This is a genomic window from Plantactinospora veratri (assembly GCF_036421995.1).
Classification (GTDB): domain Bacteria; phylum Actinomycetota; class Actinomycetes; order Mycobacteriales; family Micromonosporaceae; genus Plantactinospora; species Plantactinospora veratri.
In genome coordinates this window covers 1-19,792 of the sequence record NZ_JAZGQL010000004.1, presented here as the reverse complement: position 1 = coordinate 19,792, position 19,792 = coordinate 1, and the positions used below count along the sequence as shown (strand labels likewise).

The 19,792-nt window shown below is 72.2% G+C and carries 14 protein-coding genes; 6 read left to right on the top strand and 8 right to left on the bottom strand.

Annotation, left to right across the window (positions count from 1 at the left end; all coding sequences use genetic code 11):
- Positions 1–87: 87 nt before the first annotated feature.
- The 5 genes from V1634_RS04915 to V1634_RS04895 all read left to right on the top strand — a co-directional run bounded on the left by V1634_RS04915 (position 88) and on the right by V1634_RS04895 (position 6,447).
- Positions 88–1,431, top strand: coding sequence for an ABC transporter substrate-binding protein (locus V1634_RS04915; protein ID WP_331206537.1), 1,344 nt, complete (start codon positions 88–90; stop codon positions 1,429–1,431).
- A gap of 76 nt (positions 1,432–1,507) precedes the next feature.
- The gene (locus V1634_RS04910; RefSeq protein WP_331206756.1) at positions 1,508–2,575 is read left to right on the top strand and encodes a carbohydrate ABC transporter permease; all 1,068 of its coding nucleotides are present in this window, start codon (positions 1,508–1,510) and stop codon (positions 2,573–2,575) included.
- Between the two features lies 1 nt (position 2,576).
- Positions 2,577–3,545, top strand: a complete 969-nt coding sequence (locus tag V1634_RS04905; protein WP_331206536.1) for a carbohydrate ABC transporter permease — start codon at positions 2,577–2,579, stop codon at positions 3,543–3,545.
- 104 nt (positions 3,546–3,649) lie between these two features.
- Entirely contained in the window at positions 3,650–4,675 is a 1,026-nt protein-coding gene (locus V1634_RS04900; protein WP_331206535.1) for a LacI family DNA-binding transcriptional regulator, read from the top strand.
- Positions 4,676–4,758: 83 nt separating this feature from the next.
- Positions 4,759–6,447: a glycoside hydrolase family 13 protein gene (locus V1634_RS04895; RefSeq protein ID WP_331206534.1), complete on the top strand. Its 1,689-nt coding sequence runs from the start codon at positions 4,759–4,761 to the stop codon at positions 6,445–6,447.
- Between the two features lie 84 nt (positions 6,448–6,531).
- Here the strand turns inward: V1634_RS04895 and V1634_RS04890 are convergent, their stop codons facing one another.
- Together V1634_RS04890 and V1634_RS04885 are read right to left on the bottom strand one after the other, a co-directional pair.
- The gene (locus V1634_RS04890; RefSeq protein ID WP_331206533.1) at positions 6,532–7,644 is read right to left on the bottom strand and encodes a glycoside hydrolase family 172 protein; all 1,113 of its coding nucleotides are present in this window, start codon (positions 7,642–7,644) and stop codon (positions 6,532–6,534) included.
- A gap of 168 nt (positions 7,645–7,812) precedes the next feature.
- A complete protein-coding gene (locus V1634_RS04885) occupies positions 7,813–9,276 on the bottom strand; it encodes an MFS transporter (protein WP_331206532.1) in 1,464 nt (487 codons plus the stop codon).
- A 192-nt stretch (positions 9,277–9,468) separates the two neighbouring features.
- Between V1634_RS04885 and V1634_RS04880 the strand changes: the two genes are divergently transcribed.
- Entirely contained in the window at positions 9,469–11,421 is a 1,953-nt protein-coding gene (locus V1634_RS04880) for an ABC transporter ATP-binding protein (RefSeq protein ID WP_331206531.1), read from the top strand.
- A gap of 178 nt (positions 11,422–11,599) precedes the next feature.
- On the opposite strand, the gene V1634_RS04875 is transcribed toward V1634_RS04880, so the two are convergent.
- The 6 genes from V1634_RS04875 to xylB form a co-directional block, all read right to left on the bottom strand.
- Positions 11,600–11,875 carry a DUF6458 family protein gene (locus V1634_RS04875; RefSeq protein WP_331206530.1) on the bottom strand — a complete coding sequence of 92 codons (276 nt, stop codon included), beginning with the start codon at positions 11,873–11,875 and terminating at the stop codon, positions 11,600–11,602.
- A 117-nt stretch (positions 11,876–11,992) separates the two neighbouring features.
- Positions 11,993–13,615 (bottom strand): amidase family protein, encoded by a 1,623-nt coding sequence (locus V1634_RS04870; RefSeq protein ID WP_331206529.1) that lies wholly within the window; start codon positions 13,613–13,615, stop codon positions 11,993–11,995.
- A gap of 180 nt (positions 13,616–13,795) precedes the next feature.
- Positions 13,796–15,298: a hypothetical protein gene (locus V1634_RS04865; protein ID WP_331206528.1), complete on the bottom strand. Its 1,503-nt coding sequence runs from the start codon at positions 15,296–15,298 to the stop codon at positions 13,796–13,798.
- A gap of 61 nt (positions 15,299–15,359) precedes the next feature.
- A complete protein-coding gene (locus tag V1634_RS04860; RefSeq protein WP_331206527.1) occupies positions 15,360–16,418 on the bottom strand; it encodes a hypothetical protein in 1,059 nt (352 codons plus the stop codon).
- A gap of 178 nt (positions 16,419–16,596) precedes the next feature.
- On the bottom strand, positions 16,597–18,069 hold the full coding sequence (locus tag V1634_RS04855; protein ID WP_331206526.1) for a hypothetical protein: 1,473 nt from the start codon (positions 18,067–18,069) through the stop codon (positions 16,597–16,599).
- Between the two features lie 152 nt (positions 18,070–18,221).
- Positions 18,222–19,637 (bottom strand): xylulokinase, encoded by a 1,416-nt coding sequence (gene xylB / locus V1634_RS04850; protein WP_331206525.1) that lies wholly within the window; start codon positions 19,635–19,637, stop codon positions 18,222–18,224.
- Positions 19,638–19,792 lie beyond the last annotated feature (155 nt).

Below are 19,792 nucleotides of genomic sequence, written 5' to 3'. Positions count from 1 at the left end.
TGGCTGCAAGCGCTTACATGTGGTGACGCCCACAGGCCGGCTCGGAAGCCACAGGCAACCGGCACGCCGGCACGAAAGGAGGACGGCATGGCGGTCCAGTCCAGACCACGCCAGGCCTTCGCGATCGCCGGTGTGTTGGCTTTGGCACTCGGCGCCACCGCCTGTTCCGGCGACAGTGAGAGCGGGCTCGACCCCGACTCCGCGGAGTGCGCACCGTACTCCGCCTACCAGGGTCACGACGGCGAGAACGTTTCCATCTACGCGTCGATCCGGGACGCCGAGGCCGACCTGCTCCGGCAGTCGTGGAAGCAGTTCGAGGACTGCACCGGCATCGAGATCGACTACGACGGCAGCGGCGAGTTCGAGGCCCAGCTCCAGGTCCAGGTGGACGGCGGCAACCCGCCCGACCTGGCCTTCATCCCGCAGCCCGGGCTGCTCGCCCGGTTCGCCCAGGCCAACAAGCTCAAGCCGATGACGGCGGAGCAGAAGAGCCTGGCCGAGGCGAACTACCCGGCCGACTGGCTCAAGTACGCCACCGCCGGTGGGCAGCTCTACGGCACGCCGCTCGGCGCGAACGTGAAGTCCTTCGTCTGGTATTCGCCGAAGGCGTTCGCCGACAAGGGCTACCAGGTGCCGACCACCTGGCAGCAGTTGATGGAGCTGAGCGACAAGATCGCGGCGACGAACCAGAAGCCGTGGTGCGTCGGGCTGGAGTCGGGCGAGGCCACCGGGTGGCCGGCGACCGACTGGATCGAGGACCTGATGCTGCGTACGCAGACTCCTGAGGTCTACGACCAGTGGACGACCCACGCCATCCCGTTCAACGACCCCCGGGTGCTCCAGGCGGTCGACCAGGCCGGTCAGGTCCTGAAGAACCCCAAGTACGTCAACGGCGGCTACGGTGACGTCAAGAGCCTGACCACCACCCCGTTCCAGGAGGGCGGCCTGCCGATCCTCCAGGGCCAGTGCTCGATGCACCGGCAGGCGAACTTCTACGCCAACTACCTGCCCGAGGGCACCAAGATCGGCCCGGACGGCGACATCTACGCCTTCTACTTCCCCGCGGTCGACCCGGCCAAGGGCAAGCCGGTGCTCGGCGGCGGCGAGTTCACCGTCGCCTTCACCGACGGCCCGGCGGTGCAGGCGGTCCGGCAGTACCTGATGACCGGCGAGTACGCCAACTCGCGGGCGGCGCTGGGCAACTGGATCACGCCGAACAACAAGCTCGACGTCAGCAAGGTCGAGCAGGCGGTCGACAAGCTCTCCATGGAGGTGCTGCTCGACAAGAGCGCCGTCTTCCGGTTCGACGGCTCCGACCTGATGCCGGCCGCCGTCGGCTCCGGCACCCTCTGGAAGGGCATGGTCGACTGGGTCAACGGCAAGGACACCAAGAGCACCCTCGACTTCGTCGAAGGCTCCTGGCCGAAGTGACACCCCTGACGGTCCGGCCCGCTCCGCTGCGGGCCGGACCGTCGGCTTCCCGAACGTTGTGGCGTTGGAGGCGCTGATGGACTTCGCCGACGAGGCACCGAAGCTGCTCATGCTGCTCTACGGCCTGGCCGCCTTCGCGGTCGTGGTCGGCGGACTGCTCGTGCTGCTCGACGTCGTACCCAACTGGTTCGCCCGGCGCCGCGAGGCGGCGCTGGTGGCGGCCTCGGCCGAGGGACCGGCGGCCGTCGCCGGTCCCCGGCCCCGCCGCCGCTCGGTGGCGAACCGCCCGGAGGGCGCGCTCGCGCTCTTCTTCCTGCTGCCCACCCTGGCGCTGCTCGCGATCGGCCTGGTCGTGCCCGCCGTCCGGACCACCGTGCTGTCCTTCATGGACGGTGGCAGCGAGAACTGGGTCGGGCTGGTCAACTACCGGTGGATGTTCGCCCAGGACGAGATCTTCGGCATCCTCACCAACACCCTGATCTGGGTGGTCCTGGTGCCGGTGGTGGCCACCACGATCGGACTGGTCTACGCCGTGCTGGTCGACCGGGCCCGGTTCGAGTCGGCGGCGAAGGCACTGATCTTCATGCCGATGGCGATCTCGTTCGTCGGCGCCAGCATCATCTGGAAGTTCGTCTACGCCTACCGCTCCGGCGAGTACGACCAGATCGGCCTGCTCAACCAGGTCTGGGTGATGGTCGGCGGCGAGCCCCGGCAGTGGCTCAACGACCCGCCGCTGAACACCCTGCTGCTGATCGTGATCATGATCTGGATCCAGGCCGGCTTCGCGATGGTGGTCCTCTCGGCCGCGATCAAGGCGATCCCGGGCGACGTCGTCGAGGCGGCCCGGCTGGACGGGGTGAACCCCTGGCAGATGTTCTGGCAGATCACCCTGCCGAGCATCCGGCCGGCCCTGATCGTCGTGGTGGTCACGGTCTCGATCGCCACGCTCAAGGTCTTCGACATCGTCCGGACCACCACCAACGGCAACTTCGACACCGGTGTGATCGCCAACGAGATGTACAACCAGGCGTTCCGGTTCGGCCAGACCGGCCAGGGGTCGGCACTGGCCGTCTTCCTCTTCGTCCTGGTGATCCCGATCGTGATCTACCAGGTCCGCAACCTGCGCAAGCAGCGGGAGGTATGAGATGACCACCACGACGCCTCCCGCGCTGACCGGTACCCAGTCCGTGGCCACCCCGCCGGTCACCCGGGCCGGCCGGGTGCGCCGCCGGCTCAACAACCCGTACGCCACCGCCGCGTCGATCCTGATCGCGGTGCTCTGGACGGTCCCCACCTTCGGCCTCTTCGTCTCCTCGTTCCGCCCCGAGGACGAGATCAAGACGACCGGCTGGTGGACCGCGTTCACCAACCCGCAGTTCACCCTGGACAACTACCAGGAGGTGCTCTTCGGCCGCTCGGCCTCCTCCGGTCAGCTCGCCGGCTACTTCGTCAACTCCCTGGTGATCACGATCCCGTCGGTGCTCTTCCCGCTGGCCTTCGCCGCGCTGGCCGCGTACGCCCTGGCGTGGATCAACTTCCGGGGACGGGACTGGATCTACATCGGCATCTTCGCGTTGCAGATCGTGCCGTTGCAGATGGCGCTGGTACCACTGCTCAGCTTCTTCTCCGAGGGGGTCAACCTGGGCGGCATCGAGCTGATGCCGGCCTGGAACCTCGACGACGAGGAAAAGTTCGTCCAGGTCTGGTTCGCACACACCTGCTTCGCGCTGCCGGTCGCCGTCTTCCTGCTGCACAACTTCATCTCGCAGCTGCCGAAGGACCTGATGGAGGCGGCCCGGGTGGACGGCGCCACCCACCCGAAGATCTTCCGCTCGATCGTGCTGCCGCTGATCGTGCCGGCGCTGGCCGCGTTCGGCATCTTCCAGTTCCTCTGGGTCTGGAACGACCTGCTGGTGGCGCTGATCTTCGCCGGGGGCGGCAGCGAGACCGCACCGCTGACCGTACGCCTGGCGGAGCTGGCCGGTACCCGGGCCAACGAGTGGCAGCGGCTCACCTCCGGCGCGTTCATCTCGATCGTCGTACCGCTGATCGTGTTCCTGTCCCTCCAGCGCTACTTCGTGCGTGGCCTGCTCGCCGGCGGCGTCAAGGGCTGACCGGCCGTCGCGGGCGACGGCCGCCGGGCGGGAAGCTCCGCCCGGCGGCCGGGACCCGGGCCGGGCAGCCGTGGCCGGCGGCACGGCCGGATCAGGATGGCACTGTGACCACAATCGACGACGTGGCCCGGTTGGCGGGGGTCTCCACCGCCACCGTCTCCCGCGCGCTGCGCGGGTTGCCGACGGTCTCCGAGACGACCCGGATCCGGGTACTGCTCGCCGCCGAACAACTCGACTACACCGTCTCGCCCAGCGCCTCCCGGCTGGCCGGCGGCAAGACCGGCACCGTCGCCGCGATCGTCCCCCGGATCACCCCCTGGTTCGTCGGTGCCGTGGTGGAGGCCGCCGAGGAGGTCCTGCATGCCGCCGGTTACGACCTGCTGCTCTACAACGTCGGCGGCCGGGAGCACGCCCGGACGCGCCTGCTGCACAAGTCCAACCTGCCCAAGCGGGTCGACGGGGTGATGCTGGTGGCCACCCCGATGCGCGCCGACGACCTGGCCACGATCGCCAGCCTGGCGCTGCCGGGCGTCACGGTCAGCTCCGGCACGGTGGTACCGGGCTGGCCGAGCATCCGGATCGACGACGTGGCGGCCGGCCGGACCGCCACCGAACACCTGCTGAGCCTCGGGCACCGGCGGATCGCCTGCGTGCGGGGCGACCCGGCCGACGAGTTCGCGCACCCCGCCCACCTGGAGCGGTACCGCGGCTACCGGGAGGCGCTCGACGCCGCCGGCACCAGCCCCGACCCTGGGCTCGGGGTGCAGGCCCGGGCGGACGCCGAGGGGGGCCGGGCGGCCACCGAACGGCTGATCGCCCGGGGCGAGCTGCCCACGGCGATCGTCGCCAGCTGTGACGAGCTGGCGATGGGGGTGCTGAACGCGCTGCGGATGGCCGGGGTACGGGTGCCGCAGCAGGTCAGCGTCGTCGGAATCGACGACCACGACCTGGCCGGCGCGTTCGGCCTGACCACCGTGGCCCAGCCGGCGGCCGAACAGGGCCGGCGCGCCGCCGGTACGCTGCTGGGCCCGCTGGCCGGCCAGGCCCGGACCGGGGAGGAACCCGCCCCGGTGATCCTGCCCACCCGGCTTGTCGTACGGGATTCGACCGGCCCGCCCCGGGCAAACTGAACCTCGACCCTCGCCCGGAGCCCACGCCGGGTCCGCCCGCGAGCCGCGACCGATGGGAGAGCACCCTGAACAGCACCGAGACGATGACCTCCGGCACCGGACCCGTCGCCGCGCAGCGCGCCACCGGCACCGGACCCGCCGAGGCCGGGCCCTGGTGGCGGCACGCGGTCATCTACCAGATCTATCCGCGGTCGTTCGCCGACTCCGACGGCGACGGGATCGGCGACCTGCCTGGGATCACCGCCCGGCTGGACCACCTGGTCGAGTTGGGCGTGGACGCGGTGTGGCTGTCGCCGTTCTATCCGTCCCCGCAGGCCGACGCCGGCTACGACGTGGCCGACTACCGTGGGGTGGACCCGCTCTTCGGCACCCTGGCCGACCTCGACCGGCTGATCGCCGAGACCCACGCCCGTGGCCTGCGGTTCATCGTCGACCTGGTGCCCAACCACACCTCCTCGGCACATCCGTGGTTCGCCGCCGCCCTGGCGGCCGGGCCGGGCAGCCCGCAGCGGCGGCGCTACGTCTTCCGGGACGGCCGCGGCCCCGGCGGCAGCGAACCGCCGAACGACTGGCAGAGCGTCTTCGGCGGCCCGGCCTGGACCCGGGTGACCGAACCGGACGGCAGCACCGGGCAGTGGTACCTGCACCTCTTCGACCGTGGCCAGCCCGACCTCAACTGGGACCTCGCCGAGGTGCGCGCCGAGTTCCACGACATCCTCCGGTACTGGCTGGACCGGGGCGTGGACGGTTTCCGGGTGGACGTGGCGCACGGGCTGGTCAAGCAGCTCGACCTGGCCGACGCGCACCCGCCGGTGGAGCCGGTCACCGGCGAGGGCACCGAGGGCCCCCGCCCGCCGATGTGGGACCAGGACGGCGTACACGCGATCTACCAGGAGTGGCGCCGGGTGCTGGACGAGTACCCGGGCGAACGGATCCTGGTGGCCGAGGCGTGGGTACAGCCCGCCGAGCGGCTGGCCCGGTACGTCCGGCCGGACGAGATGCACCAGGCGTTCAACTTCGAATACCTGGAGGCGGCCTGGACCGCCCCGGTCCAGTACGCGGTGATCACCCGTTCGCTGACCGCCAGCGCGGCGGTCGGCGCACCCACCACCTGGGTGCTCTCCAACCACGACGTGCTGCGGCACGCCAGCCGGCTCGGGTTGCCGGTCGGCACGCCCCGGCCCCGGGGCATCGGCGTCGACGACCCGCAGCCGGACGCGGTCGTCGGGCTGCGCCGCGCCCGGGCGGCCACCCTGCTGATGCTCTCGCTGCCCGGCTCCGCCTACCTCTACCAGGGCGAGGAGTTGGGACTGCCGGAGCACACCACGCTGCCGGACGAGTCCCGGCAGGACCCGACCTGGCAGCGGAGCGGTCACACCGAGCGGGGTCGGGACGGCTGCCGGGTGCCGATCCCGTGGGAGGCGGACGCCCCGTCGTACGGCTTCGGGCCCGGGGACGCGAGCTGGCTGCCGCAGCCGCCGCTCTGGGCCGAGTACGCCCTGGACCGGCAGCGCGGGGTGGCCGGCTCCACGTACGAGCTGTACCGGACCGGCCTGCGGCTGCGCCGGGAACTGCGGCTCGGCTCCGGCACGGTGTACTGGCTGACCAGCCCGGACGACGTGCTCCACTTCCGCAACGGCGAACTGCGGGTGTTGACCAACTTCGGCGCCGAACCGGTGGAGCTGCCGGCGGGCGCCGAGCTGGTGCACGCGAGCGGCCCGCTCGACGCCGACGGGCGGGTGCCGACCGACGTCACGGTCTGGATCCGGTGAAAGGAAGGGCCCCCTCTTATCGCTTTCTGTTGTATAGGGGGCCCTTCCTAACCGTCGGGTACGGATTGACGACCCGGCCGGCAGTCACCGACCCCACCTGTCCCGCAGCGGCGGGAACGCCGGGAACGGGGCGTGCGGCTCGCGCTGGTACCAGACGGCCAGCGAGGCGATGTCGTCGGTGAGCGGCTGGTACGTCTTGTCCGGATACCAGCCGAGCGCCTGCACCGTGACCCGGAGGTCGGCGTCGAAGCCGATCGGATCGAGCAGGTGCCAGCGGTAGAGGCTGAACCGCCGGGGTGACTCGGGGCCGCCGTTGCTGGCCAGCGGCAGGCCGAGGAAGGGTGCCGAGTACGCCTGCTCGGTCCGGTCGTGTTCGATGTCGCGGTAGAAGCACCACGCCCCGCCGAAGTAGTCCTCGGTGCCGGTGTCGCAGATGGTCGGGAATTCGTCGTCGCCGTCCAGGTAGAACTTGACCTCGCCCTCGCCCCACCAGCCGCCGGAGAGTCCGGTCCAGGCCAGTGCGGTGCCGACGTAGTGTCCCCGACCGCGTACGCCGTCCAGGATGGTGTGCTCCGGGTGCTCCCGTGTCGTCATCGAGCGGCGCCACTGGGCGTGCAGGTAGGCCGCGTCGTCGGGGACGTCGTGCCGGTGATAGATGATCTTGTAGGTCACCACCTCGGCGTCGATCTCGCCGTCGTTGCTCAGGGTCAACCTGGCGTGCCGGCGGAACGGCATCCGCCACCAGCAGTTCAGGCCGCGCCTCGGCGCGACGACCACGGGCAGGGACGACACCTCGTGCACCGCCTCGTCGTGCCCCATCCCGAAGAAGTCGCCCAGCGGCGTCTCAATCGACGGCTCCGGCTCGTCGTCCCAGTACGCGCGCAGCACCAGCCGGCGGTACTCGCGGATGTCCGAGGTGATCCAGAAGTACGAGATGGCACCGGGACCGTCGAGGTCGGCGAGGGTGACGGTGGCGCCGGCCGGCAGGGTGATGAACGGCCGGACCTTCCAGCCCCGGCCCAGCGGTACGGCGGCCGCCGAGTGCGGCAGGTCGGGGTCGGCCGGGTCCGGAACCCGGGTGGCGCCGGCACCCTTGGCACCGGTCGGATTCTCCGGCGACACCATCCGGGTCTCGACTCGTCCCAGGTATGGCAGGCCGTCGAGCAGTCCACCGGTGCCGAAAGCGGATCTGTGCACGGGGTTCCTCCACACGCCGACGGACGAAGTCACTGAGCCGTAGCGAAACATGGAGATGTCTGACTGCTGACCTCCTGTCACGGATACGACAGCGCCGCAGGTCGTGGAGCATCCGCCGGGTACCCGAAGCGGCCGACCCGGCGGACCGTGGCACGGCGCCGGCCGTCGCTAGCCGGAGGGCGGGTGGGGTGAACCGATCCGCCGCCCGTCCGGGGTGACCTCCTCGGCCCGTACGGTGAGCAGCTCGTGCACCCGGTCGATGTCCTCGGGCGCGCTGCGCGACGCGAGCCAGTACATGATCCCGGTGGGGATGAAGAAGAGCTGGAAGGCGGCGAGCCCGACCGCGAAGTTCAGCGGTGGCGGGAAAGCCACCCGCAGCGCCGAGGCGGCCACCCCGATCAGCCCGTTGCCGGCCGCCCGGCCCACCCCGTTGACCAGGTTGCCGAGGCTGTAGACCGTACCCCGGTGTTCCGGCGGGTTGACGTCGGCGATCAGCGCGAACCAGTTCGGCGAGTTGGCCGAGGTGAGGCCGAGCGCGAGCAGGGCGGTGAGCAGGCTGAACCCGACCGTCGGCTCGGTGAGGACGCTGCCGAGCACCGCCGCGGCCACCGCGCCGGCACCGGCGCCGTCGGGCACGTCGATCCGGATCGGCACGAAGAAGAGCACCAGGTAGAACGGTACGGCCGCCAGCACCCCGATCGCCGCGACCATCGCCCGGCCCCGAGGGGTACGCCGTTGTGCGGCGTCGCCGATGAGTCCCCCGACGATGGAGAGCACCCCGCCGAGCTGGAAGAGTACGGCGAAGATGCTGCCCACGACCGTGGCGGTGGCCGACGAGTAGCCCTGCGCCTCGGCCCGCTCCCGGAACAGTGCCGGCAGCCAGACCAGCGAGCCGAAGGCCACCTGTGCGGTGAGCCCCTGCAACACCAGCCAGCGGTTCGTCCGGCGGCCCAGGATGCCGGGCAGGTCGGCCCGACTGATCCGGTAGTCGTAGTCCCCGCCGACCGCCAGCGCGTCGGTCAGCTCCGGCTCGCTCTGGCCGCGCCGGATGTCGTAGGTGAGCAGGTATGCCACGGTCGCCACCAGACCGGCGACGCTGAGCAGCAGGAACGGGCGGCGCCAGTCCTGCGCGCCGAGCACCCCGCCGACCAGGGTGCCGGCCAGGGTGCCGACGCCCTGGGAGAGTCCCCAGAAGCTGAGTACCAGGCCCCGGCGGCGCGGGCTGACCAGGTCGGTGACCACGGAGAAGCCGACCGAACCCACCGCGCCGAGGCCGATCGCGGCCAGCAGTTGCGTGCCGAAGAACGCCAGGTAGCTGGGGGCGAGCGCGCTGCCCGCCGTCCCGGCCGCCCAGAGCAGCGTGCCGACCATGAGCAGCGGCTTGCGGTTGGTCCGGTCTCCGACGTACGCCCAGCCGACCGCGGCCACCGCGCTGACCAGGAAGCTCGTCGCGGTGACCGCGCCGACCGCACCGACACCGACGTCGAGTGCGGGCGCGATGGAGCCGTAGAGCGGCGGCACCAGTCCGATCGCCACGTTGTCCAGCGAGGCGAGCACCACGAAGACCGCGACGCTGTAGAACCGGTGGACCGGTCCCCCGCCTCGGGCGACTCGCTGGGCACCGATCGTCATGTCCGGCACTCAATCAGGATCAGGTAACGGCGGGATGACGGTACCGCCGGGTGGGCTACCCGGAATTCTGCCGGTTGGTACGCCATTTCGGTGGGGCCGTCGGTGCGGGATCGTAGTGTGCACGCGACTGTCCGTGATGGCGCGACGCCCGGACGGGATCGTCGAGAGTGGTTCGGATTCCTGGAGGTGCTGGTGGAGCCGACGAGGACGAACGTACGCCAGCGGGTGGCCGACCGGGCGGCGGAAGATCGCGCGGACGCCGGCCGCGCGGACGGGCCGGACGATCCGGCGGCGCTGCCGGAGCTGGCCGACGCCGGCTGGATGCACCACGGCGCCGCCTTTGCCGAGACGAGTTTCTGGGCGGTGGCCCGGCGACTGCCGGCGATCATCCGGGAGGCGGTACTGCTGGCCTGGCGGGTCAGCCGGGCCGACACGCTGGCCGCGATCGGCCTCAACATCGTCGCCGGCATCATGATCACGTTCGGTCTGCTGGCCACCAGCACCGTACTGCGGGAACTCTTCGCCTCCGGGCCGACCCCGGACCGGGTCCGGTCGGCCGCGCCCGGCCTGACGGTGGCGGCGCTGGCGGTGATGGCCAAGGGCGGCCTGACGATCGCGGCCGGCTGGGCCCAGGCCCGGCTCGCGCCGCAGATCAACTACCGGGTCGAGCTGCGGCTCTTCGAGGCGACCACCGCGGTCGACCTGGCCGCCTTCGACGACGCCGGCTTCGCCGAGGAGATGGACCGGGCCCGGGACCGGGGCATGACCGAGGCGGCGTCGATCGTCGACGACACCGTCAACCTGATCACCGGCCTGGTCGGGGTGGTCGCCACCGCCGCCGCCGTCACGGTCATCCAACCGCTGCTGCTGCCCTGCCTGCTGGTCGCGGCGGTGCCGTCGGCGGTGACCGCGGTCCGGATCGCCCGCCGGGAGTACATCGCGCTGCTGGCCAGGATCACCCGGCGACGCCGGCTCTGGATGCTCGCCACCCTGATGGCGAACCGGCACACCGCGGTCGAGGTGCGGACGTACCAGATGCGGGGATTCCTGCTCGGCGAGTACCGCCGGGTGATGACCATGGAGACCCGGGCCCAGCTCCGGCTGGTCCGGTCGCAGACCTCGACCCGGGTGGGCGGCGGCTCGGTCGCCGGGCTCGCCACCTTCGCGATCTACGCCGTACTCGGCTGGCTGCTGCTCGCCGGCGTGGTGCCGCTGGCCGCCGCCGCGACCGCGCTGCTGGCGCTCCAGGCCGCCCGGACCAGCCTGGGCAACACCGTGCACGCCACCAACCGGCTGTACGAGGACGCGCTCTACTACCGGGACTTCCTGACCTTCCTGGAGCGGGCCGACGGGCGTACCCGGGGCGGGGGCGGCGCGGCCGTCGCCGGCTTCGAGGAGATCGAGGTCGACGAGGTCAGCCTGCACTACCCGGACACCGAGCGGCCGGCGGTGGACCGGGTCAGCCTGACCGTACGCCGGGGCGAGGTGATCGCCCTGGTCGGCGAGAACGGTTCGGGCAAGACGACCCTGGCCAAGCTGCTCGCCGGGCTCTACCAGCCGACCGGCGGGACGATCCGCTGGGACGGGGTGGACATCGGCACCCTCGACCCCGGCGCCGTCGGCGCGCAGGTGGCGGTGCTGAGCCAGGACTGGTGGAAGTTTCCGTTCACCGCCCGGCAGAACATCACGATCGGCCGGTACGACCGGCCCGAGGAGGCCGGGCCTACCGTGGTGGCGGCGGCGACGGCCGCGTCGGCGCACGAGATGGTCAGCGGGTTGCCGCGCGGCTACGACACGCTGCTCGACCGCAGCTTCCGGGACGGCCACGACCTCTCCGGCGGCCAGTGGCAGCGGCTGGTGGCGGCCCGGGGACTCTATCGGGAGGGCCGGCTGCTGATCTGCGACGAGCCGTCCGCCGCGCTCGACGCCCGGGCCGAGCACGCGCTCTTCCAGCAGCTCCGCCGGCACCCGGACCGGACGATCGTGCTGATCACCCACCGGCTGGCCAACGTGCGGCACGCCGACCGGATCTACGTGATGCGGGACGGTCGGCTGGTCGAGCAGGGCGACCACGACCAGCTCGTCGAGGCCGGCGGGCTCTACCGGGAACTCTTCGACCTCCAGGCCAGCGGCTACACAGAGTGAAAGTGAGTCAACTTATGGCGAGGATGTGACGCGGAACCGGACGGCGGCGCTATTCCAGGTGCCGGCTGGGGCGTGGCGTGCGCCCGGTGCCCCCCAGCCACCGAGCCACACCCCAGCCGGCCCCGACCGACCCTGACGGGGACGTACGTCACCGATTCGTTCCCCTCGCCCGCCCGGACTACCGGGGCGGCAGCACGTCGCGCCGCTCCTCCACCCGCCGGTACTCGGTCGGCTCGGTCGTGGTGACCTGGCGGTACTCGGTCGGCTCGGTGGTGGTCACCACCGCCCGGCGCCGGTTGCTCCAGATCACAGTGGTCATGATCAGGCCCAGTACGCCGGCCGCCATCAGGATCCAGCCGACCACGTCCAGGTCCAGGCCACCGACGCTGACGTTCAGGGCGAAGGTCAGGATCGCACCGAGCGCGATCAGGAAGATGCTGGTGCCGATACCCATGACACGCCTCCTCTTGGGGGATGCTTGGCTGTCATGGCTCCTGCTACCCAGTCGCCGAGCCGACGAATCGTCGTACCGGGGCCGGGCTGCCGCGACACCGCCCTCGGCGGCTGCCGGCTACGGCGCGCAGCTCGGTTCGCGGGCGCCGAAGTCGGCACACCGGAACAGCGACGGGTTGACCTGTGACGGCGGGCGCCACCTGGCCGACGCCTGCTCGTAGTCGTACGCCAGGGCGAGCAGGCGGGCCTCGGTGTAGGCGGTACCCAGGAAGGAGATCCCGACCGGGCGACCGTTCGCCGGGTCGTACCCGATCGGGACCGCGACCGACGGGTACTGGGCCCGGGCGCCGATCCCGGCCGACCCGCTGCCGACGAAGGCGATCGCGTCCAGGTTCTCGGCGGCGATTACCGAGTCGATCCGCTCCCGCGCCCCGGCGATCCCGGCGTCCCGGTTGGTCTCGTACTCCGACCTCGCCACCGGATCGGTCAGGTCGATCTCGTTCGAGGCGACCAGCTGGGTCTGGCCGAACTTGATCGCGCCCTCCTCGGCGTGCGCCAGGTTCCACCGCACCACGTCGTCGAGGGTGTCCATCGGCGCCTGCCGGGGCAGCCGGGCCAGGTAGGCGTTCAGGTCCCGCTTGAACTCGTAGTTCAGGATGCTCGGCGGCAGGCCGCCGGTGTCGACGGTGACCGGCACGACCGTGGCGCCCCGGGCCCGCAGCACGTCCAGCGCCTCGGCGAACAGCACCCCCTGGTTGCCGGTCGGGCTGCTGGCGACACCGATCCGGCTGCCCCGCAGCGCGGTCGTCGAGAGCGCCCTGGTGTAGTCGGTGCCGACCACGCCCGAGCTGGTTTCGGTGACCGGGTCCTCCGGGTCGATCCCGGTCAGCGCGCTGAGCAGGGCGGCGGCGTCGTAGACGGTCCGGGTCATCGGGCCGGCGGTGTCCTGGCTGGCGGCGATCGGCACCACCCCGGTCCGGCTGACCAGGCCGACGGTCGGCTTCACCCCGACCAGCGAGTTAGCCACCGACGGGCTGAGGATCGAACCGGAGGTCTCGGTACCGATCGTGACGGTGGCCAGCGCCGCCGCCGCGGCCGAGCCGGAACCCGAGCTGGAGCCGCTGGGGGTCTGGCTGACGTCGTACGGGTTGAGCACCTGGCCGCCGAGCCCGCTGTAGCCGGACGGCATCCCGCTGGTGGTGAAGTTGGCGAACTCGGTCAGGTTGGTCTTGCCGAGGATGATCGCCCCGGCCGCTTTCAACCGGGTGACCAGGAAGGCGTCCCGCGCCGGGTACGAGTGCTCCAGCGCCATCGCCCCGGCGGTGGTGGGCAGCCCCGACAGGTCGATGTTGTCCTTGATCAGCACCGGGATGCCGTGCATCGGCCCCTTCGCCCGGCCCTGCCGGCGCTCCTGGTCGGCCCGCTTCGCCTGGGCGACCGCGTCCCGGGTGACCGCCCGGACGGCGTTCAGGCCCGGGCCGTTGGTGTTCAGCGCCCGGATCCGTTCCAGGTAGGCCTGGACGAGTTCCTCCGAGCTGATCCGCCGGGCGTCCAGCGCCGCGCGGATCTGCGGGATGCCGGCCCGTTCCAGGTCGAGCGGGAACGGCCGGTGCCGCCCGGTCGCCTCGGACGGGCCGCCGAGCGAGGTGGCGACCAGCGCGGCGATGCTGACCAGGACGGTGGCGAGTACGCCGAGCCGAGCCGCGGATCGCGGCCGGGTCGGCACAACGGATTGATACACCTGCACGCCCTTCCATGAGGCCACGCCCGGGCGGCCCACGGACACCCGGACCTGAGGGGGATCTCGGAAGCACACGGTTGGAATGTGATCGCTACGATACGGATCGATTCGGGTCCGGTAAACGATCTTCCTCCGGCCGGCGTACCGGCCGCGCCACGGTTCCGCCCACCAACACCCGGCTCAGCGGTCGAGCGTACGGGTCAGCCCGGCGACCACCGCCGTGGTGAGCACCCAACCGGCCAGCACCAGCAGCGCGGCGACGTACTCGGTGCCGCCGACCGGCTTCCAGGCGTTGTCGTGCCCCAGGTTGACGATCGGCAGCAGCAGGTCGAGCGCCTGGAGCGCGGCGTTCCGCTCCGGCGCCTCGGCCGGGTTCCGGGCCACCGACGGATCCAGGGCGAAGCTGAGCGTCCCCAGTGCCCAGAAGGCGACCAGCCAGATCGCGGCCAGCCAGGTGCGGTAGCCGTAGCCGACCAGGCCGTCGACCAGGGCGCCGAAGAGCCGCCCCGGAGCCCGCAGGGTGGCCCGCCGTCGCCGCTGCCGCTCCAGCAGTACCCGGCGGGCCTCCGCCTCCTGGCCACTTCGCCGGTACACCTCGGCGAGCTGCTCGTACGGCTGCGGGGTGTAGCCCTCGGGACTGCGCCGCAGCCAGTCGAGCCGTTGCCGGACGCTGACCGGCACCGGCGGCGACGGCTCGTCCGGCGGGGACGGCGCCCGGGCGATCAACAGCCGGTAGGTGCAGCCGATCAGGTCCAGCTCCGCCGGCCAGGTCCGCGGGTCGTCGAAGATGGAGTCGGCCTGGAGACCGGAGAGCCGGACCCGCCCGGTCGGCCGCTCGGCGAAGGTCAGCCAGACGCTGCCGGCCCGGGCACCCCCGAGATGCAGGGCGAACGTCCCCGCCCCCCGGAGTGCGCCGTGGTGGAAGTTGAGCTGGTTGCCGATCTGGGCGTGGATCAGCAGTACGGCGCCCTCGGCGGTGAAGCCGTACCGGGCGGTGAGGCTGCCGGCCACCGTCAACCGGTCCGCGCTCAGCGCCGCCCCGGTCGGATGCCGCAGGGTGGCGCCGTCGAGATCGAGGTTGCCACCCACCTGGGCACCGCCGAGCCAGACCTGACCCTCGGCGACGAACCCCTGCCGGGCGTGCAGGTTGCCGGTCACGGTCAGCCGGCCCGCCGCCAGCGCCGTACCGGGGTCGATCGGCGGGAAGACCTCGGCGGTCGACCCGGCCCGGTCGGCCAGCCGGGAGCCGTTCAGGGTGACCGTGCCGCCGACCCGGGCGTCCCGCAGGTCGACCGGGCCGGTGACGACGCAGCGCAGCAGCGCCAGGTCTCCGCGCAGTTCGAGCAGCCGGGCCCGCAGGCCCGGCAGGGTGCAGTCGGCGAGGACGAGGTTGACCGCCCGGGCCTCGGTCAGCTCGGGTACGTCGGTGAAGGTGCAGCCACTGATCGAGACCGGGACGGTGATCTCGGCGTGCCGCAGGTCCAGCCGGCCAACGATCCGGGCCGACCGCACCCGCAGCCCGGCCCGGGAGCCGGCCCGGTTGGCGTCGCCGGTGAGCAGCTCGACCAGCAACTCCGCCCGGACCGGGTACGCCGTGCCGCGCAGGTCGACCTCGGCTCCCTCGCCGAACGCCGACCGCACCCGCCGCTCCGCCGGATTCCACCGCCACGATCCGCTCCGCACGACAGCGAGAATTCCAGACGGTGCCCCGGCTCGGGTACCCCGCTCGGCTGCCGGGGCGCGGTCAGTCCGGGTCGTGCACCGTCGCCCAGTCGGTCGGGATGAAGTGGTCGGGCGCGTGCAACACGTTGAGCAGGCGCTGCCGGATGCTCTCGTGCATCACCGCTCCCCACGGGAAACGGGTGGGGTACTGCACCATGTTGCGGAAGCTGTTCGCCGGCCCGTTGTTCCGCTCCAGATACTGGATGGCGGCCTGGGTGCAGACGTAGTCGGCGTACGCGAGCGCCTGGTGCGCGGCGGTGTAGAGCGCCTCGGTGCCGGGCTGGTGCCGCAGGTAGGGCTCGAACCACGGCAGGTCGACCCCGGCCATCGGGGTGGGCTGGAACTGGAGGTCGTTCGCGAGCGCCACCGGCAGCGGCTCGTCCTCGATGCCGTTGGCCTGGGCGAGCATCTGGGCGCCGGCCAGCACCCCGGCCGGCTCGGCCAGGTCGAGCAGCTTCTGCCGGCCGATCACCGCGTGGTGGTTCCGCTGCATGTAGCGGTCCAGCCCCAGTGGATCGTCCGGAAAGTCGAACGCGATCTCGGCCAGCGCCTCCACCCGGTCGTGCCGGCCCCGGTTGTTGTAATACGTGATCATCCAGCTCATCGCCTTCGGGGCGTACTGCGGGTCGCTGGTGGCCCGCGCCTTCGCCATCGCGTCCCGGGCCCGGTCCGGCTCGCCGGCCCGCTCGTGGTTGAGGGCGATGTGGAACCACGCCACCGCGCTGTACCCGAGCCGGTACGGCCCGGCGAGCTGGTTCCAGAACCGGTTCGCCAGCTCGTAGTCCTCGACCCGGGTGGCGTGCCCGGCGAGCAGCAGTTTGGCCGCCGGGGTGTAGATCGGATGGTCCCCCTCGGCGGCGATCCGCAGCGCGTCCGCGCCGCCGGCCAACTGCCGGTGCGTGTACGGCACCGCCTTCGCCAGGGCGAGGAGGAACGCCGCCTCGGTCCGGTACGGGGCGCCGGGTGCCGCCTCCGTGAGCCCCTTGAGCTGCGCGGCGGCCGGCTCCGGCTGCCCGGTCAGCAACAGCTCGAATGCGTCCCGGCACACCGCCGCGCGCCGGATGCGTTCGGTCTCCTCCATCAGCGGCCTCCTCGGACAGTTTCACCGGCCCGTAAGGAAGCTACACACCTCGCGGCGATCCGACTACCCACAGTGTCCGCGCCGACCTCTCGGGCGCGTCGACCTCTCGGGCGCGTCGACCGGCCCGACCGCCACCGCCCCGACCGCCGCCGGCCGACCACAGGCAGCCGGATCGGCGCTACCAGTGCCAGTTCCGCGGCGACCAGACCCACCGGCCGGCCCGGAGTGCCGTACCCGCCTGCCGGGCGAGCCGGCCGAGCACCGGCGCCACCAGCCAGAGCAGCACCACGGCGTGGCCGGCGAGCGCGACCCGCTGCAACCCGGTCAGGGCCGGCTGCTCCACCAGCGGATACCACAGTGGGCTGAACTCCGGGGTGAAGTGGCAGAGCGACTCCAGGTAGTAGTTGTTGTCGTAGCAGGTCCACGGCCAGAGCTGCCCGTAGACCAGGCTGTTGACGGCACCCCAGACCGAGAGCAGTACGGCGGCGAGGGTGGCCAGGTTCGCCCAGGGTCCCGCCTCGGCCGCCCCCAGCCGTACGGCCAGGGCCAGGCTGGCCGGCAGGATGGCGAGCAGGAAGAACCTCGGCCCCCAGTACAGGCCGCCGTACCAGGCCCACCAGGAGGCGTAGACCAGCACCAGCCCGGCCACGAAGAGCAGCCACAGCAGCCAGACCCCGGCCACGCCCCGACCGGCCCGCTCCGGCAGCCACCGCCGCACCGGCAGGAACAGTCCCGGGATGAACCAGAGCAGCCCCTTGCCGAACGAGAAGAGGATCGCCAGCACCCCGAGCAGCAGCGGGTAGGAGAAACCCGGCTCGCCCGAGTACGGCATCACGGTCTGCCCGCCGCCGTTGTTCGCGTACGCCCGGTGCAGCGGGTCACCGAAGCGCAGCCACGCCTCACCGGCGACCAGCAGCCCGGCCGCCAGCAGCACCAGCAGGTAGCGCAGCCGCCGCTCCCGCAGGCAGAGCAGTCCGACGACGAGACCGAGCGCCACCACCGACGCGGGGGTGTTGGCGACCCCGAGCACCACCCCGACCCAACCGGCCAGCCGGGTCGGCCGGCCCGTCCCGGGCAGCGTCGCGGCGAGCAGTCCCACCCCGACGGTCGTCGCCGTGAACATCTCGCCATAGAAGTCCTGTACGTGCACGGCGGCCATGCTCCCGGCGACCAGCAGCAGGAGGAACCGCCGCAGCAGCCCGCGATCCATCCGGTCGCGCAGCAACAGGTGTACCGCCAGCAGCGCGAACCCGAAGAGCAGCAGGTTGTACTGCGCCAGCACCGGCTGCGGGTCGCCGTACCAGCGGCCGACCGCCCACAGCGGAGTCGCGAAGAGCGGCCCGATCAACGAGTACGCCATCTCCGGCATCTGCCGCTGCTCCAGCAACTGGAGCAGCGCCTGATAGCGGACCAGCCCGTCCCCCATCATCGGCGGCCGGGGATAGACCGCCAGCAGCAGCATTCCGGCACCGAGCAGCAGCCACTCCAGCAGCGCGGCGATCCCCGCCCGGGACCGCACCGGCAGCACCGTCGGCTCCGCCGTCCCCGGGGGCGACTCCGACTCGTCCGACGGCTCCCCGGACTCCCCCCGCGCTCCGGACCTCTCCCGCACCTCGCCGACCGCCGGCGCCTCCATCGACAGTCCCTCCACCCTCACCACCCGATCGGGCCGAAACTCCGGCCACAGGCAGTGTGCCAAACATCGACCCACGGTCCTATAGGCAATCTTGGATGCCTACCGGACCGTGGGTCGACCGGGGTGGGAGACGTGCGGCGGGAGCCACCGCCGGGGCGGTGGCTCCGCTAGCCCGCCGGGCGGTCCAGGATCAGGTCACGGGCGCGGGCGTACTGCTCACGGATCCGGGAGACGCCGGGCGCGACGTACTCCTGGGACTCGCCGGTCGACCAGGCGGGCGGCTCCGCTCCACCCTGGACGATCCAGGCGGCCTGCCGGGCCGCTCCGTCGGCGACGTACTCGCCCGGCTCCGGCACCAGCACCGGACACCCGAAGACCTCCGGCGCGATCCGGCGTACCGCCTCGGAGCGGGCCCCGCCACCGACCAGGATGATCCGGTTCGCCGTCGCGCCCTCGGCGAGCAGCGCGTCCAACCCGTCCGCCAGCGCGCAGAGCATGCCCTCGACGGCGGCCCGGGCCAGATGCCCCGGCGTCGAGGTGCGCAGGGTCAGCCCGTGCACCGCCCCGGTCGCCAGCGGCCGGTTCGGCGTCCGCTCGCCCTCCAGGTAGGGGACCATCACCAGCCCGTCCGCGCCGGCCGGCGTGCTCAACGCCAGCTTGGCCAGCTCGTCGAGTCCGACCCCCAGCATCGCCGCCGCCGCGTCCAGCACCCGGGCCGCGTTCAGGGTGCAGACCAGCGGCAGGAAGCGTCCGGTCGCGTCCGCGAACCCGGCCACCGTGCCGGACGAGTCCGCCGCCGGGGTGTCCGCGACGCTGAACACCGTCCCCGAGGTACCGATCGAGACGACCACGTCCCCGGCGACCGCACCGACGCCCAGGGCGGCGGCCGCGTTGTCCCCGGTCCCCGGCCCCAGGAGAGCGCCGTTCGGCAACCGCCCGGCCACCTCCGCCGGCCCCAGCACGGTCGGCACCGCCACCGTCCGCCCGAGCGCCCGCTCCAGCAGGTCGATCCGGTAGTCACCGGTCGCCGGTGACCAGTACCCGGTCCCGCTCGCGTCCCCCCGGTCGGTACGCAGCGCGTCCAGCCCGGCCGCACCGCCCAGCCGCCAGGTCAGCCAGTCGTGCGGCAGGCAGACCGCGGCGACCCGCGCCGCGTTCTCCGGCTCGTTCCGGGCCAGCCAGCGCAGCTTGGTGGCGGTGAAACTCGCCACCGGCACGCTGCCGACCGCCTCCGCCCAGGCCCGCCGCCCGGCCTCGCCACCGCCGAGCTCCTCGACCAGTTCCTCCGCCGCCCCCGCCGACCGGGTGTCGTTCCAGAGCAGCGCGGGCCGGACCACCTCACCCGCCTCGTCGAGGCAGACCATCCCGTGCTGCTGACCGGCGACGGCCACCGCCGCCACGTCGTCCAGCCCACCGGCCTCGGCGATCGCCGAGGCCAACGCGTCCCACCAGGCCCGGGGGTCGACCTCGGTCCCGTCCGGATGCGCCGCCCGGCCGCTGCGGACCAGCGCCCCGGTCTCGGCGTCCCGGATCACCACCTTGCACGACTGGGTCGACGAGTCGACCCCGGCAACGAGCGCCATCTCCACGCCCTCCTTCTGGGCTCACGGACGGTTGTCGCAGTCAACACAACGGTCGTCGGGGGGGGGGCCCCGGGGGGGCCCCCCCCCCCCCCCCCCCCCCCCCCCGGGGCCCCAACAAAAAACCCACCCCCCCCACCAACTCCCACCCCCCCACG

Bases quoted from the DNA above. Each gene is read 5' to 3' on its own strand.
- V1634_RS04915 (WP_331206537.1), top strand. From the start codon at position 88: ATGGCGGTCCAGTCCAGACCACGCCAGGCCTTCGCGATCGCCGGTGTG.
- V1634_RS04875 (WP_331206530.1), bottom strand. From the start codon at position 11,875: ATGGGTATCGGCACCAGCATCTTCCTGATCGCGCTCGGTGCGATCCTG.
- xylB (WP_331206525.1), bottom strand. From the start codon at position 19,637: ATGGCGCTCGTTGCCGGGGTCGACTCGTCGACCCAGTCGTGCAAGGTG.
- V1634_RS04885 (WP_331206532.1), bottom strand. From the start codon at position 9,276: ATGACGATCGGTGCCCAGCGAGTCGCCCGAGGCGGGGGACCGGTCCAC.
- V1634_RS04910 (WP_331206756.1), top strand. From the start codon at position 1,508: ATGGACTTCGCCGACGAGGCACCGAAGCTGCTCATGCTGCTCTACGGC.
- V1634_RS04895 (WP_331206534.1), top strand. From the start codon at position 4,759: ATGACCTCCGGCACCGGACCCGTCGCCGCGCAGCGCGCCACCGGCACC.
- V1634_RS04860 (WP_331206527.1), bottom strand. From the start codon at position 16,418: ATGGAGGAGACCGAACGCATCCGGCGCGCGGCGGTGTGCCGGGACGCA.
- V1634_RS04905 (WP_331206536.1), top strand. From the start codon at position 2,577: ATGACCACCACGACGCCTCCCGCGCTGACCGGTACCCAGTCCGTGGCC.